The 14,377-nt window shown below is 74.1% G+C and carries 14 protein-coding genes; 8 read left to right on the top strand and 6 right to left on the bottom strand.

The window, feature by feature from the left end:
* Positions 1 to 134: 134 nt before the first annotated feature.
* On the top strand, positions 135 to 1,766 hold the full coding sequence (locus ACIQLL_RS09455; protein ID WP_402465946.1) for an ABC-F family ATP-binding cassette domain-containing protein: 1,632 nt from the start codon (positions 135 to 137) through the stop codon (positions 1,764 to 1,766).
* Positions 1,767 to 1,834: 68 nt separating this feature from the next.
* Here the strand turns inward: ACIQLL_RS09455 and ACIQLL_RS09450 are convergent, their stop codons facing one another.
* Positions 1,835 to 3,235: a lytic polysaccharide monooxygenase gene (locus ACIQLL_RS09450; protein ID WP_402465944.1), complete on the bottom strand. Its 1,401-nt coding sequence runs from the start codon at positions 3,233 to 3,235 to the stop codon at positions 1,835 to 1,837.
* 176 nt (positions 3,236 to 3,411) lie between these two features.
* Between ACIQLL_RS09450 and ACIQLL_RS09445 the strand changes: the two genes are divergently transcribed.
* Complete coding sequence (locus tag ACIQLL_RS09445; protein WP_402466296.1) at positions 3,412 to 4,743, top strand: M20/M25/M40 family metallo-hydrolase; 1,332 nt, start codon at positions 3,412 to 3,414, stop codon at positions 4,741 to 4,743.
* A gap of 6 nt (positions 4,744 to 4,749) precedes the next feature.
* Here the strand turns inward: ACIQLL_RS09445 and ACIQLL_RS09440 are convergent, their stop codons facing one another.
* Entirely contained in the window at positions 4,750 to 5,526 is a 777-nt protein-coding gene (locus tag ACIQLL_RS09440; protein WP_402465942.1) for a fructosamine kinase family protein, read from the bottom strand.
* Positions 5,526 to 5,732 (bottom strand): DUF5703 family protein, encoded by a 207-nt coding sequence (locus ACIQLL_RS09435; protein WP_402465940.1) that lies wholly within the window; start codon positions 5,730 to 5,732, stop codon positions 5,526 to 5,528. The genes ACIQLL_RS09440 and ACIQLL_RS09435 overlap by 1 nt, the downstream gene beginning before the upstream one ends.
* A 73-nt stretch (positions 5,733 to 5,805) precedes the next feature.
* Here ACIQLL_RS09435 and ACIQLL_RS09430 point away from each other — a divergent pair, with 73 nt between their 5' ends.
* Positions 5,806 to 6,090 carry a primosomal protein gene (locus tag ACIQLL_RS09430; protein WP_402465938.1) on the top strand — a complete coding sequence of 95 codons (285 nt, stop codon included), beginning with the start codon at positions 5,806 to 5,808 and terminating at the stop codon, positions 6,088 to 6,090.
* Positions 6,091 to 6,100: 10 nt separating this feature from the next.
* Here ACIQLL_RS09430 and ACIQLL_RS09425 read toward each other — a convergent pair whose 3' ends face one another.
* A complete protein-coding gene (locus tag ACIQLL_RS09425) occupies positions 6,101 to 7,072 on the bottom strand; it encodes an aldo/keto reductase (protein ID WP_402465936.1) in 972 nt (323 codons plus the stop codon).
* A gap of 80 nt (positions 7,073 to 7,152) precedes the next feature.
* Between ACIQLL_RS09425 and uppP the strand changes: the two genes are divergently transcribed.
* Together uppP and mshC are read left to right on the top strand one after the other, a co-directional pair.
* On the top strand, positions 7,153 to 8,025 hold the full coding sequence (gene uppP / locus ACIQLL_RS09420; protein WP_402465933.1) for an undecaprenyl-diphosphatase UppP: 873 nt from the start codon (positions 7,153 to 7,155) through the stop codon (positions 8,023 to 8,025).
* A gap of 44 nt (positions 8,026 to 8,069) precedes the next feature.
* Positions 8,070 to 9,359 carry a cysteine--1-D-myo-inosityl 2-amino-2-deoxy-alpha-D-glucopyranoside ligase gene (gene mshC, locus ACIQLL_RS09415; RefSeq protein WP_402465931.1) on the top strand — a complete coding sequence of 430 codons (1,290 nt, stop codon included), beginning with the start codon at positions 8,070 to 8,072 and terminating at the stop codon, positions 9,357 to 9,359.
* A gap of 43 nt (positions 9,360 to 9,402) precedes the next feature.
* On the opposite strand, the gene ACIQLL_RS09410 is transcribed toward mshC, so the two are convergent.
* Positions 9,403 to 10,284, bottom strand: coding sequence for a PAC2 family protein (locus tag ACIQLL_RS09410; RefSeq protein ID WP_402465929.1), 882 nt, complete (start codon positions 10,282 to 10,284; stop codon positions 9,403 to 9,405).
* 66 nt (positions 10,285 to 10,350) lie between these two features.
* Here ACIQLL_RS09410 and ACIQLL_RS09405 point away from each other — a divergent pair, with 66 nt between their 5' ends.
* Positions 10,351 to 11,049: an HAD family hydrolase gene (locus tag ACIQLL_RS09405; protein ID WP_402465926.1), complete on the top strand. Its 699-nt coding sequence runs from the start codon at positions 10,351 to 10,353 to the stop codon at positions 11,047 to 11,049.
* A gap of 30 nt (positions 11,050 to 11,079) precedes the next feature.
* Here ACIQLL_RS09405 and ACIQLL_RS09400 read toward each other — a convergent pair whose 3' ends face one another.
* Complete coding sequence (locus tag ACIQLL_RS09400; RefSeq protein ID WP_402465924.1) at positions 11,080 to 11,976, bottom strand: RecB family exonuclease; 897 nt, start codon at positions 11,974 to 11,976, stop codon at positions 11,080 to 11,082.
* 153 nt (positions 11,977 to 12,129) lie between these two features.
* Here ACIQLL_RS09400 and ACIQLL_RS09395 point away from each other — a divergent pair, with 153 nt between their 5' ends.
* A complete protein-coding gene (locus tag ACIQLL_RS09395) occupies positions 12,130 to 13,260 on the top strand; it encodes a site-2 protease family protein (protein WP_402465921.1) in 1,131 nt (376 codons plus the stop codon).
* Between the two features lie 11 nt (positions 13,261 to 13,271).
* Complete coding sequence (locus tag ACIQLL_RS09390) at positions 13,272 to 14,255, top strand: tRNA (adenine-N1)-methyltransferase (protein WP_402465919.1); 984 nt, start codon at positions 13,272 to 13,274, stop codon at positions 14,253 to 14,255.
* Positions 14,256 to 14,377: the final 122 nt, after the last annotated feature.

Raw genomic sequence — 14,377 nt, 5'->3', positions numbered from 1 at the left:
GACGGAAGGATCCAGCGGTGACGGACACGGTGCACGGTCCCGCGACCTCGCGCTGACACCCCCACCCGCACCCGGACCGGTGCACCCCCGGTGGAGGACGACGTCGGCGCACCCGCCGCGCCCCCGGGAGCACCATGACCTCCTCCACTCCTGCCCAGCCGTCCGTCACCCTGCACGACCTCACCTTCACCTGGCCCGACGGCGACACCCCGGTCGCCGGGATCTCCGGGACCTTCCCCCGCGGTGTGACGGGCCTCGTCGGGGACAACGGCACGGGCAAGTCCACGCTGCTGCGGCTGATCGCCGGCGGTCTGACGCCGACCTCGGGGACCGTCACCGTCGCCGGGACCATCGACCACCTGCCCCAGCACCTCACCCATGACGCCCGCTCCACCGTCGCGGACCTGCTCGGGGTGCGTGCCGCCCTGGACGCCGTGCGCGCCATCACCGACGGCGACGTCCGCCCCGAGCTCTTCGACGCGGTCGGGGACGCCTGGGACGTCGAGGAACGGGCCGTCGCCGCGCTCGCGGCGGTCGGCCTGCCCCACACCGACGGCGTCCTCGACCGGCGGGTCGGCGCCCTCTCCGGCGGGGAGGCGATGCTCACCGCCGTCACGGGCGTGCGGCTGCGCGGCGCCGACGTCGCGCTGCTCGACGAGCCCACCAACAACCTGGACGCCGAGGGCCGGGAGCGGCTCGGCGAGCTGGTGCGCACCTGGCGGGGCGCGCTGGTCGTCGTCTCGCACGACCGCGACCTGCTCGAGCGGGTCGACACCACCGCCGAGCTGAGCGCTGGGTCCCTGACGACGTTCGGCGGTACGTTCGCCGCCTACGAGCAGTGGTTGGCCGCCCGGCAGGACGCCGCGCGGCGCGCCGTCCGCGACGCCGAGCAGACGTGGCGCCGCGAGCGCCGCGAGCGCATCAAGGCCGAGGAACGCATCGCGCACTCCGAGCGCCAGGGACGCACCGACGTCGCCAACCGCCGGTACGTCACAGCGGTCGTGAACGACCGCCGCAACGCCGCGCAGAAGTCGCAGGGTGCCCGCCGCGGTGCCGCCGCGGACGCGGAGAGCGCCGCCCGGGCCGCGGTGGAGACCGCGCGACGGGCGGTGCGCGACGACGACCGGATCGTCGTCGACCTGCCCGACCCCGACGTGGCCGCCGGCCGCCGCATCGCGGTGCTGCGGGGGACCGACGGGCGCGAGGTGATCGTGGCCGGCCCGGAGCGGGTGGCGCTGACCGGGCCCAACGGCGTCGGCAAGACGACGCTGCTGCGGCGGCTGCTGGCCGGGTCCTCGGCCTCCGGAGAGCTCCTGACCGACCGGGTGGGCTACCTGCCGCAACGCCTCGAAGGGCTGGACGCGGACGGCCCGGACGGGGCCGTGACCGTCCTGGACGCCGTCCGGGCCGGCGCCCCGGAGGTCTCCCCGGGGGAGCTGCGGGGACGGTTGGCCCGGTTCCTGGTGCGCGGCGAGCGGGTCAGCCGTCCGTTCTCGTCGCTCTCCGGTGGCGAGCGCTTCCGGGTGCACCTGGCACGCCTGCTCCTGGCGGACCCGCCCGCGCAGGTCCTGCTGCTGGACGAGCCGACGAACAACCTCGACCTCGCGAGCGTCGACCGCCTCGTCGAGGCGCTGCAGGGCTACCGCGGTGCGCTGTTGGTGGTCAGCCACGACCGGGCGTTCCTGGACCGGGTGGGTATCGACGTCGAGCTGGTGCTGGACTCGGACGGCCGCCTGACGGAGGACCGCCGGGGAACGCGAGACTGACGCACGCGCGACCGCACCGACGCACCCGGGCGGGGCGCGTCGGTGCGGCTCGCCGACCCGGACGGGCGTCAGCTCGTGCAGGCCGAGCCGTTCAGGGTGAAGCCGGTCGGCGCGGGGTGCTCGCCAGCCACCGCCGCGGCGCCGTTGAACCCGAAGGTCACCGACGCCCCCGGTGCCACGTCGCTCGACCACGCGGGATGCGTGGCCGTCACGGCGGTGCCGTCCTGGCTGACGGAGGCGCTCCAGCCGGGCACGTCGACCACCTGGCCCCCCGGGTAGTCGAACGCCACGGTCCAGTCGGTGACGGCGGCGTCGGAGGTGTTGGTCACGGTGACCGACGCGGTGAAGCCGGGGTGCTGCGCGCCCCACGACGACGCCGCGTAGCTCACCTCGCACGCCCCGGACGGGTCCGGGGTCGGGTCGGGGTCAGGGTCGCCGTCCTCCGCGAGCGTCGTGAACGACACCGCGTCCGTGGTGGCCGAGACCGCCCCGGTGCTGTCGTTGCGCGCACGCACCGAGGCCGAGTACGTGGTCTCGGGCTCCAGCCCGGTCAGGTCCACCATCGGCGCGCCGTCGGTCGCGACGATCACCGCGCCGGTTCCGGGGTCGATCACGTCGTAGCCCGTCACGCAGCCCGACTCCGCGACGCCCCACATCAGATGGGTGCCGGTGGCGGTCACGTCCATGGCCATGACGTCTCCCGGGGTTCCCGGCGCCTCGTCGGGGCACACCGGGTCGGGTGACGGCGTCGGGTCGGGATCGGGGTCGGTGTCGCCGAGGCCGGTGACCTCGCCGTCACCGCCGTCGAACACCACGTCCGAGCAGCTGTAGAAGTTCTCGGCGCTGTCCGAACGCACCCAGTGGGTGAACACGATGTGCCGGCCGGTGCGGTCCGCGGGCAGCGTGACGTCCCAGTAGTAGTAGTTCGTGCCCCCGGGCCCGCCGGTGTCGGGCGGGTCGGTCACCGAGTCGACGAGCTTCAGGTCGTCCCAGCCCAGGGGCTGGAGCGGGTCGAACCCCTCGGTGGTGACGTAGACGTCGAACCGGCCGGGGTGCTGGGCCCAGTTGTTGTGCTGGAACTCGTAGGTCTCGCCGGCGGTGAGGTGCGTCGTCGGCCAGTCGGTGCGGGGCTCGTTGTACGCCGAGAAGTCGTACGGCCCGTTGCCCCCGCCGTCGCAGATGCGACCGTCGGGGATGTAGCCCTCGGTCCGTCCCGCCCCGTTCGAGTCGAGGTTGCCGAACCAGTTGTACAACGACGTGACCCCGCTGGCGGCGACCGCGTCGGCGCACGCCGGGTTCTGCGGGTCGATGGCGCCGGACGCGGTGGTCCCGTCCACCCAGCAGAAGTACTGCCGGCTGCCGGGGAACACCTCGGCGCCGTGGGCGTCGGCCGCGGGCGGGTCGACCGCCACCACCAGTCCGGCCGCGCCGAGGACCGCCGCGGCGGCCCAGGCTGCAAGTCTTCGCATGTCGAGCTCCTCTGCTCCCGATGTCGGACCCTGCCGACGCTGCCGCAGCCCGGCGGCGAGCACGAGGGCCTAAACGTTTCGCGGCCCGACGACGCGCGGGCCCTCGGCCGCCACGTCGTCCACCGCCGGCCACCACCGGCGCGCCCCGGCCTGGGTACGGTGTCCCCGTGACTGCCATGCGCCCCGAGAACCTGCCCACCGCCTCCGACGAGGTCGTCGGCATCTGCCAGGACCTGCTGCGGATCGACACCTCCAACTACGGGGAGAACCAGGGGCCGGGCGAGCGCAAGGCCGCCGAGTACGTCGCCGGACTGCTGTCCGACGTCGGGATCGAGCCCGAGCTGATCGAGTCGGAGCCGGGCCGGGCCTCCGTCGTCGCGCGGATCGAGGGCAGCGACCCCGCCCGGGACGCTCTGGTGCTGCACGGCCACCTGGACGTCGTGCCGGCGGCCGCCGCGGACTGGTCCGTCGACCCGTTCTCCGGCGAGGAGATCGACGGTCTCCTGTGGGGACGCGGGGCCGTGGACATGAAGGACATGGACGCCATGATCTTGTCGGTGGTCCGTCAGATGGCGCGCGAGGGGCGCAAGCCGGCGCGGGACGTCGTCATCGGGATGTTCGCCGACGAGGAGGCCGGAGGAGTGCTCGGTGCCCGCTGGCTCGTCGACCACCGGCCCGAGCTCTTCGCGGGTGCCACCGAGGCGATCAGCGAGGTCGGCGGCTTCTCCGTCGACGTCGGCGGGCGGCGCGCCTACCTCGTGCAGACCGCCGAGAAGGGGTTGGCCTGGCTGCGGCTCGTCGCGGACGGCCGGGCCGGTCACGGGTCGCAGGTCAACCACGAGAACGCCGTCACCCAGCTCGCTGCCGCCGTGGCGCGCATCGGCACCCACGCCTGGCCGTACACCCTGACACCCACCGTCGAGAAGCTGCTCCGCGGCGTCGCCGACCTCACGGGGCTGCCGTTCGACACGCAGGGAGGCGCGGACCCCGACCAGGTGGACGCCCTCGTGGACGCGCTCGGACCGGCGGCGAAGTTCGTCGGCGCCACGGTGCGGCACACCACCAACCCCACCCGGCTCGAGGCGGGGTACAAGGCCAACGTCATCCCCGGCTCGGCGTCGGCCACGCTCGACATGCGCACCGTGCCGGGCCACGAGGCCGAGGCGATGGAGGTGCTGGGGGAGCTCGCCGGCCCGCAGGTGCGGGTCGAGACGATCCACGCCGACCGCTCCCTCGAGGTGCCGTTCGAGGGCGGCCTGGTGGACGCGATGGTCGACGCGCTGCACGCCGAGGACCCGCAGGCCGCGGTGCTGCCCTACACGCTCTCGGGCGGCACCGACAACAAGTCGCTGGCGCGTCTGGGCATCACCGGCTACGGCTTCGCCCCGCTGCGGCTGCCGAACGACCTCGACTTCGCCGGGATGTTCCACGGCGTGGACGAGCGGGTGCCCACCGACGCTCTGCGGTTCGGCACCCGCGTGCTGGACCGGCTGCTCGCGACCTGCTGAGCCCGGTCAGGCGGCCAGGTCGGCCAGCAGGCGCCGCGTCTGCTCGACGTAGCCGCCGCCGAAGAGCACGGCGTGCACGGCCAGCGGGTACAGCTGGTGCAGGCCCACTCGGTCGCGCCGCCCTGCGGCCGACGGGTGGGCGTCCTCGTACCCGGCGAGGATCTCGTCCAGGTACGGCGCGCCGAACAGCGCCAGCATCGCCAGGTCCGTCTCGCGGTGCCCGCCGTGCGCCGCCGGGTCGATGAGCACCACCTCGCTGCCGCCGTCGTCTCCGGCGGTCCACTGCAGGTTCCCGGACCACAGGTCGCCGTGCAGGCGCGCGGGCGGCTCGTCCGGACCGGCCAGGTCGACCAGGCGTTCGCACACCGCCTCCACGGCGGTCTCGTCGCGGTCGTCGAAGACGCCTCGCCCCCGCCCCTGCCGCAGGACCGGGCGCAGGCGTGCCTCGGCGTAGAAGGTGGGCCAGGTGTCCCACGAGCCCGCGACCATCTCCAACGGGTCGTCCAGCGGGCCGAAGAACCCACGCCGCGCACCCGGTGGGAGCACGCCGAAAGCCGGGGCGCCGGCGTCGTGCATCCTCGCCAGGGCCCGTCCGAACGCCCGGGCGGCCCGCGGTGCGGGCTCGCCCGGCGCGAGACGTTCCAGATCGAGGTGATGGTCCTGGACGTCGTGCACGCGCACGACCCGCGGCCCGCCGTCGACGGCGAGCCAGCGCAGCCCCGCCGCCTCGGTGGCGAAGAACCCCTCCGGCGCGTCACGACGCGCCTTGCGGAACGACGCCATCAGAAGGTCGCGGTGGCCTTGATGATCTTGCGCCGCAGCCACACGCGCCGCTCACCTCCCAGGTACAGGCGCGTGCGCGCCAGCTCCCACCGGCCGTACTCGGCCTCGTCGGTGAGCATCTTGCGGGCATCCGGCACGGAGGTGCCCCGGTCGATCGTGACCACGCGGTACTCGTACTGCCCGTGCTTGCGCCAGCTCGATGCCATCTGTCGCCCTCCGGAAAGGTCGTCGGCCGTTTTCGTGTGCCCATTCTGCCCCGCATGGCGCTACCGTCAGAGCATGACCGCTGACCCGCGCGCCGCGTTGGACCGCTTCGTCGCCGCACTCGAGGGCCACTTCCACGCCGTGGCCTCCCGCCGAGGGGACGACGACCCTGCCGTCGACGACGCCTACGAGGTGCTCGCCGACGCCTTCGAGGTGTACGAGGACTCCCTCGCCCAGGTGTACACCGAGGTGACGCCGTTCTACCTCGACGACGACGAGGACGACGACGGGGACGAGGGAGACGACGACGGCGACGACTACGAGGACAGCGACGACGACGACCGGGCCGGGGTGCGCTGATCCGTCGCCGCTACCAGCGTTCGGGGTAGCCGAGGAAGATCCCCGAGACGTCGTCCAGGGCGGCGTGGACCTCGGCCGGGAGGTCGAGGTCCGCCGCGGCGACCGGGCCGTGCAGCTGGGCCGGCGTCCGTGCGCCGACCAGCGCGGACGCCGTGGTCGGCCGCGCGAGCAGCCAGGCGAGGGCCACCTCCAGCGGTGTGCGGCCGAGCCCCTCGGCGGCCGTGGCCACCGCCTCGACCACCGAGGCGGCGCCGTCGTCGTCGAGGTACGGCGCGACGAACCCGGCCAGGTGGTCCGACGCCGCACGGGAGTCCGCCGGCACCGACCTGCGGTACTTGCCGGTCAGGACGCCGCGCCCGAGCGGCGACCAGGCGAGCAGGCCCAGCCCGAGCGCCTCGGCCGCCGGGACCGCCTCCCGCTCCACGCCACGCTGCAGCAACGAGTACTCGAGCTCCAGCGCCGTCAGACCGACGCCGTCGGCGGCCGCCAGGAGCGTCGCCGCCCGCGCCGAGGCCCAGGCCGGGAAGTTCGACAGGCCCACGTAGCGCGTCCGGCCGGAGGAGACCGCCAGGCGCAGCGCGGAGACCGTCTCCTCCAGCGGCGTCGTCGGGTCCGGGCACGCGACGAGGAAGAGGTCGACATGGTCAGTGCCGAGCCGTTCCAGGGAACCGTCGAGCTCGCCGAGCAGGCCGCCGCGCGAGGCGTCGCGGAGGGCCCCGTCGGGGCCGTGACGCACGCCGGCCTTGGTGCACAGCACCAGGTCGTCGCGCGCGACCTTGCCGTCGAGGAGTTCGCCCAGCACGCGCTCGGCGTCGCCGTCGCCGTACGACGCCGCCGTGTCGACGAGCGTGCCCCCGGCGTCGGCGAACGTGCGCAGGATCTCGGCCGCGTCGACCGCGTCGGTGTCCCGCCCCCAGGTCATCGTGCCGAGTCCGAGCGCGGACACGCGCAACCCGGAGGTGCCCACCTGCCGTCGATCCATGCGCGAACCCTACCGGCGCACCCTCGGCGCGGGCGGGTCACGCGCCGCGACGCACCCGAGCGCCGGTAGTGTGGCCGCCCGTGAGTACGTGGGAAGCGATCCTCCTCGGCCTGGTCCAAGGTTTCACCGAGTTCTTGCCGGTGTCCTCCAGCGCGCAGCTGCGCATCGTCGGGGAGCTGGTCGGAGGTGCCGACCCCGGCGCGCTGTTCACCGCGGTGACGCAGATCGGCACGGAGGTCGCGGTGCTGCTCTACTACCGCCGCACGATCCGGACCATCTGCGTGGCCTGGTGGACCTCGCTGCGCGGGGACCACGGGACGGACCGCCGCGCCCGCTTCGGCGCGCACGACGTCGACGCCCGCATGGCCTGGTACATCGTGATCGGGTCGGTGCCGATCGTGGTGCTCGGGGTGCTGTTCGACGACGCCATCGAGACCACGCTGCGCAACCTGTGGATCACGGTGGTCACCCTGGTGATCTTCGGCGTGCTTCTCGACCTCGCCGACCGGTACGGGGCACGGTCCCGGCAGGTCGAGGACATGACCACCCGGCGGGCGCTCGGCTACGGGTTCGCGCAGGCGCTCGCACTCATCCCCGGTGTCTCCCGGTCGGGTGGCACCATCACCGCCGGTCTGGCGATGGGCTTCACCCGCAAGGCCGCCGCCGACTACTCGTTCCTGCTCGCCGTCCCCGCCGTGCTCGGCTCCGGTTTCTACGAGCTGGCCAAGGCCGCCGGAGGGGACCCGGCACCGGGCTCGGCCGGCTGGGCGCCCACGCTCGTGGCCACCGTGGTCGCCTTCGCGCTCGGGTACGTCGTGCTCATCGGCTTCCTGAAGATCGTGTCCACGTACTCCTACAAGCCGTTCGTCTACTACCGGTACGGCCTGGCCGCCGTCGTCGTCGTGCTGCTGCTGACCGGCGTCCTCGAGGCCGATCCCGGCGCCGGGGCATGACCGGAGCGTCAGGACGGTCGCGATCCACCGGTAGCCTTGGGCACGTGCTTTCCTGGCCCGCCCCGCGCATCCCCGAGCTGCCCGCACCCCTCGACGGGAACCGTCCCGTGGTCCGCGTCCACGACACCACCACCGGTGGGCTCGTCGACGCCGCACCGGGGACGACGGCGCGCACCTACGTGTGCGGCATCACCCCCTACGACGCCACCCACCTCGGGCACGCGGCGACCTACCTCGCCTTCGACCTGCTGCACCGGGCGTGGACCGACGCCGGCAAGGACGTCACCTACTGCTCGAACGTCACCGACGTCGACGACCCGCTGCTGGAGCGCGCCACCGCGACCGGCCAGGACTGGCGCGAGCTCGCGGCCTCCCAGACGGCGCTGTTCCGCGAGGACATGACGGCGCTGGGGGTCGTGCCGCCGCAGCCGTGGACGGGCGTCGTCGAGCACGTGGGTCCGATCGCCGAGGCCGTCGCGCAGATGCTCGCCGACGGCACCGCCTACCGCGTCCCGGTCGAGCCGGGAGCCGGCGGAGCCGACCCCGACCTCGGCGACGTCTACGCCGACCTGACCGCCGACCCGGCTTTCGGCAGCGTGTCCCGGTTCGACGACGCCACGATGGCGGAGCTCTTCGCCGAGCGGGGCGGCGACCCCGACCGCGACGGCAAGAAGCACCCCCTGGACCCGCTGCTGTGGCGGCGCGAACGCCCCGGGGAGCCCACCTGGGAGGCGGGCGTTCTGGGGACCGGCCGTCCCGGGTGGCACGTGGAGTGCGCCGTCATCGCGCGCGACGGCATCGGGCTGCCCTTCGACGTCCAGGGCGGGGGAGCGGACCTCGTCTTCCCGCACCACGAGATGTCCGTCTCTCACGGCCGGATGCTCGCCGGGCCCGACGCCGCGCCGCGTGCCCACGTGCACGCCGGGCTGATCTCCTACGCCGGGCACAAGATGAGCAAGTCCCGCGGCAACCTCGTGCTGGTCTCCGCGCTGCGCCAGGACGGCGTCGACCCCATGGCCGTCCGGCTGGCCGTGCTGGCCCACCACTACCGCACGGAGTGGGAGTGGACCGACGCCGTGCTCGCCGCCGGCGTGGCCCGGCTGGAGCACTGGCGCGCCGCCGTCTCCGGCAACGGTGGGCCGGCGGTGACGGCGCTCCTGGCCGAGCTGCGCGCCGCGCTGGCCGACGACCTGGACGCCCCGCGGGCGCTCACGGCCGTGGACGCCTGGGCCGACCGGTCCCTGGAACCGGGACGCGACACCACCCACGACGAGGAGGGCGCGCCCGGCGTGGTGGCCCGGGCCGTCGACGCGCTGCTGGGCGTGCGGCTCTGAGCCGTCCCGGCCGGGTCGGGGCGACGGCGTCGTGCCGCCCCGGTCAACCCTTGTCGGGGCTGCCCGGCGCGCCCCTGCCGGGACCGTGGTCCCGACGGCGCAGGTAGCGCTCGAACTCCCGGGCGATGGCGTCCCCGGAGGCTTCCGGCAGGTCCGCGGTGTCCTTGGCCTCCTCGAGCTGGGCCACGTACTCCGCGATCTCGGAGTCCTCGCCGGCCAGCTCGTCGACGCCGTGCTGCCACGCCTCGGCGTCCTCGGGCAGCTCGCCCAGGGGCACCGCGGCGGCCACCAGCTCCTCGATCCGGGTCAGGATGGCCAGCGTCGCCTTCGGCGAGGGCGGGTTGGCCACGTAGTGCGGCACGGCGGCCCACAGCGACACGGACTGGAAGTCGCGGGCCGCCGCCTCGTGTTGCAGCACGCCGACGATGCCGGTCGGGCCCTCGTAGGTGCTGGACTCGACGTCCAACACGGCCTGGAGCCCGTCGCTCTCGGTGGTCGCGGACATGGGGATGGGGCGGGTGTGCGGCACGTCGGCCAGCAGCGCCCCGAGCGTGACCACCGTGCGGACGTCCTCCTCCTCGGCCAGGTCGAGCAGCTCGCGGCAGTACGCCTTCCACCGGAAGGACGGCTCGATGCCGTGCACCAGCAGCACGCGGCGGTCCGGCAGGTCGGCGATCGAGATCGTCGTGGTCGGCCAGGCGATGATGCGACGGCCGTCGGGACCGGGTCCGATCATCGGACGGTTCACCTGGAAGTCGTGGTAGTCCTCGGGGTCCAGCTCGCGCAGCAGTGAGGCTTCCCACACCTCGGACAGGTGCTCCAGGGCGTCCGTCGCGGCGCTGCCCGCGTCGTTCCAGCCCTCGAACGCAGCGATCATGACGGTCTGACGTGCGGCGTGACGGCCGACCGGCTGCTCGGTGCTCATCTGGTCAGCCTATACAGCGCCGAGGTGACGTCCGCGGCAGACCGCGCGGGTACCTACGATGATCGGGTGCCACCGACCTCCCCGCTCCCGCCGCTGCCCGCCGCCGTCCTGTGGGACATGGACGGCACCCTCGTCGACACCGAGCCGTACTGGATCCGTGCCGAGCAGGAACTGATGGCCGCCCACGGCCGGAGCTGGTCGCACGAGCAGGCCCTCGAGCTGGTCGGCAACCCGCTGACGGTCTCGGCAGGCATGCTGCACGACGCGGGCGTGGACCTGCCGGTGCCCGCGATCGTGGACCACCTGCTCGCCAGGGTGCACGACCAGGTGGCCACGTCGGTGCCCTGGCGTCCGGGCGCCCGCACGCTCCTGGCCGCCCTGGGGGACGCCGGCGTCCCGTGTGCCCTGGTGACCATGAGCTACGCGACCCTGGCCGAGGCCGTCACCGCCCACGTCCCCGGCGCGTTCGCCACGCTCGTGACGGGCGACCAGGTCGAGCGGGGCAAGCCCGACCCGCAGCCGTACCTGATCGCGGCCGAGCGACTCGGGGTGGCGACGGCCGACTGCGTCGCGATCGAGGACTCACCGGCCGGGATCACCTCGGCGCTGGCGTCCGGCGCACGCACCCTCGGCGTGGAGGCCGTGCTGCCCGTGGAGGCTCGCGACGGCCTCAGCCGGGCGGCGAGCCTGGCCGACGTCGACCTGGGCGTCCTGCGCCGGATGGTCGCGGGCGACGTGCTGGACCTCCTGCCCGCGTCACGGTAGGCCGCCGCGCCGTCCGCACCGGGCGGCGCGTCATGCCTGGATGTCCAGCCCCAGGCGGCCACGCAGCGCGCCCTCGGGGATCGGCGGGGGAGTGCCACCGAACTCGGGGCACACGGCCTGGTGCGCGCACCATCCGCAGAGCTTCGAGCGCTTCGGGACGAACTCACCACGCCGCGCGGAGGTCTCGACGGCGTCCCAGATGCCGCGCACCTTGGACTCGGTGACCTCCAGCTCGCGCTCGCGCGGCTCGGCGCGCAGCACCTGACCGTCACCCAGGTAGACCAGCTGGAGCATCTTGGGCAGCACGCCGCGTTCGCGCCAGACCACGAGCCCGTAGAAGCGCATCTGGAACAGCGCGGACGCCTCGAACCCGGGACGGGGCGACCTGCCCGTCTTGTAGTCCACGACGCGGATCGCGCCGTCGGGGGCGACGTCGAGCCGGTCGACGATCCCCCGCAGCAACGGGCCGTCGTCGAGCTGGCTCTCCAGGCGCAGCTCGCGGGCCTCGGGCTGCAGGCGGTTCGGGTCCTCCAGCGTGAAGTAGGTGCCGAGCAGCTTTCCGGCCCCGTCCAGCCACCGGTCCACCGGCTGCTCCGCGGCGTCGCCGCCCTCGGTGAACAGCCGGGCGTAGCGCGGCTCGGCGTCCACCAGCCGGTCCCACTCGCCGGGCAGCAGGGCCAGTGCCGCCTCGCGGGTGCGCTCGCCGAGCGGGGCGTCGTAGAGCCGGTCCAGCACGGCGTGCACGAGCGTGCCGCGCGCCGCGGCCGACGACGGCGGCTCGGGCAACCGGTCCACCGTGCGGTAGCGGAACAGCAGCGGGCACTGCAGGAAGTCGTTGGCACGCGACGGCGACAGGGCCGGTCGCGACCGGACCCGCTCGGTCGCCGGGTCCGGGGAGCCCGTGGTGAGGTCCGCCGTCGTCGTCATGGCGGCCACCCTACGGCGGGCCGCCCACATCGTCGTGGAGCCCGGCGGCGCGACGCCTGCCGCGGGGCTCGATCAGGGCGATGGTTCCTCGGTGTCGGCGCCGAGGTGCTCCTGCGCGGCCGCGAGCCAGCCGGTCCCGGATAGCCTGGGCCGGTGACCCAACGCTCCTCCGGCTGGACGATCGGCCGCGTCGCCGGCGCCCCCGTGCTGGTGACGCCCTCGTGGTTCCTGGCCGCCGTCGTGCTGACCGTGCTGTTCGCCCCGACGGTCCGCTCGTACGCGCCCGGTATGGACATCCTGGGCGTCCTGATCGTGTCCTTCGCGTTCGTGCTGCTGCTCTTCGGCTCGGTCTTCTGCCACGAGGTCTCGCACGCACTGGTGGCGCGTTCGCGCGGCCACCGGGTGGACGAGCTCGCCCTGACGCTCATGGGCGGGCACACCGCCTATTCCGGCGAGGTGCGCCGGCCGCTGGACAGCGCGTTGGTGGCCGTCGTGGGCCCACTGACCAACCTGGCGCTCGCGGCGGTCTTCTGGGTCGCGTTCCAGGCGCAGCCGGTCGCCTCGATCCCGGCCCTGCTGCTGTACGCCGGTGCCTTCTCGAACGCGTTCGTCGGGGCGTTCAACCTGCTGCCCGGTCTTCCGCTCGACGGCGGTCAGGTACTGGAGTCTGCCGTCTGGGCCGCGACCGGATCCCGGGCGAGGGGCACGGTGGCCGCCGGGTGGGTCGGCCGGGTCGTCGGTGTCGGCGTCGTGGCCGGGGCGCTGCTGTGGCCGTTGGCCCAGGGCGGCCGACCGGACCTCGTCACGGTGATGTGGGCGGCCCTCATCGGGGCCTTCCTGTGGTCGGGAGCCACCGAGGCGATGAGGGCCGGACGACGCCGCGAGACGGTGGCGCGCATCGACGTGCGGTCCCTGGCGATCGCCGCCGTCGTCGTCCCCACGGGCACGTCGCTGACGGACGCCGGACGCGCCGCGAACGGGCGGCGCGAGGTCGCCGTCGTCGTCGTGGACGCGGACGGCGCCCCGCGGGGGTGGGTGGACTCCCGCGCTGCCGCGTCCGTCCCGGCCGACCAGGCGGGCAGCACGCCGGTGGAGGCCGTGCTCGTGCCCTTCCCGGCCGGGTCGCAGGTCTCGGCCGACGCGTCGGGACCCGCGCTGCTCGAGCACCTGGCGCAGTCCTCGGGCGGCGCACGGGTGGTGCCGGTGCTCGACGGCGGACGGGTCACGGGGGTCCTCGACGTCGCCCGGGTGGCCGCCGCGGTGCGCCCGCAGGGTCGCCGGTAGACTCGTCGGTCGTGACTTCTTCTGCCGCCACCGGTGCCGATGCCCGACGAGGCCCCCTGCGCGTGGGCGACAGGGTGCAGCTCACCGACCCCAAGGGTCGGATGCACACCATCACGCTCGCCGAGGACGCGACGTTCCACACGCACAAGGGCTACTTCCGCCACGCCGACCTCATCGGGAAGCCCGAGGGGTGGGTGGTCACGAACACCGCGGGGATCGAGTACCTGGTGCTGCGCCCCCTGCTGAGCGACTTCGTGCTGTCCATGCCGCGTGGCGCCGCGGTGGTCTACCCCAAGGACGCCGGCCAGATCGTCCAGATGGCCGACATCTTCCCCGGGGCACGCGTCGTCGAGGCGGGGGTGGGCTCGGGCGCGCTGACGATGTCCCTGCTGCGCGCCGTGGGCGATACCGGTGAGCTGCACTCGATCGAGCGGCGCGAGGACTTCGCCGCCATCGCGCGCGGCAACGTCGAGACGTTCTTCGACGGTCCGCACCCGGCCTGGCAGCTGCACGTCGGTGACCTCGCCGACCGCGTCGACGACGTCGTGGAGCCCGGCACCGTCGACCGCGTCGTGCTCGACATGCTCGCCCCGTGGGAGAACGTCGACGCCGTCGCGCGTGCGCTCGCCCCCGGCGGCGTGCTGGTCTGCTACGTCGCCACGGCCACGCAGCTCTCCCGCACCGCCGAGGACCTGCGTGCCGACGGCCGGTTCGCCGAGCCCACGGCCTGGGAGTCGATGGTGCGCGGTTGGCACCTGGAAGGTCTGGCCGTGCGGCCCCAGCACCGCATGATCGGGCACACCGGGTTCCTGATCAGCTCCCGCCGCCTGGCGGACGGTGTGACCCCGCCGGAGCGGAAACGACGTCCGGCCAAGGGTGCGCGCGCCGAGGCCACGGACGAGACCTGGACCGAGGAGGACCTGGGCGAACGGCCGGTCTCGGACAAGAAGCTGCGCAAGGTGCGGCGCGAGGTCGGCCGGCCTCCGACCGACTGACCGGCGTGACCCGAACGGGTCCGTAGGACGCGGCGAGGTCTCGGTCCGGTCACGGTCCGGTTCGGATCGTGTGAACTCGGGCGACCCGGCGTGGAATGGACCGCGCGATGTCGGCGCTGACC

The organism is Isoptericola aurantiacus, from assembly GCF_044769875.1.
Taxonomy (GTDB): Bacteria; Actinomycetota; Actinomycetes; order Actinomycetales; family Cellulomonadaceae; genus Isoptericola; species Isoptericola aurantiacus.
Note: the sequence above shows the minus strand (reverse complement) of the source record. Positions and strands in the feature narration are given on the sequence as shown.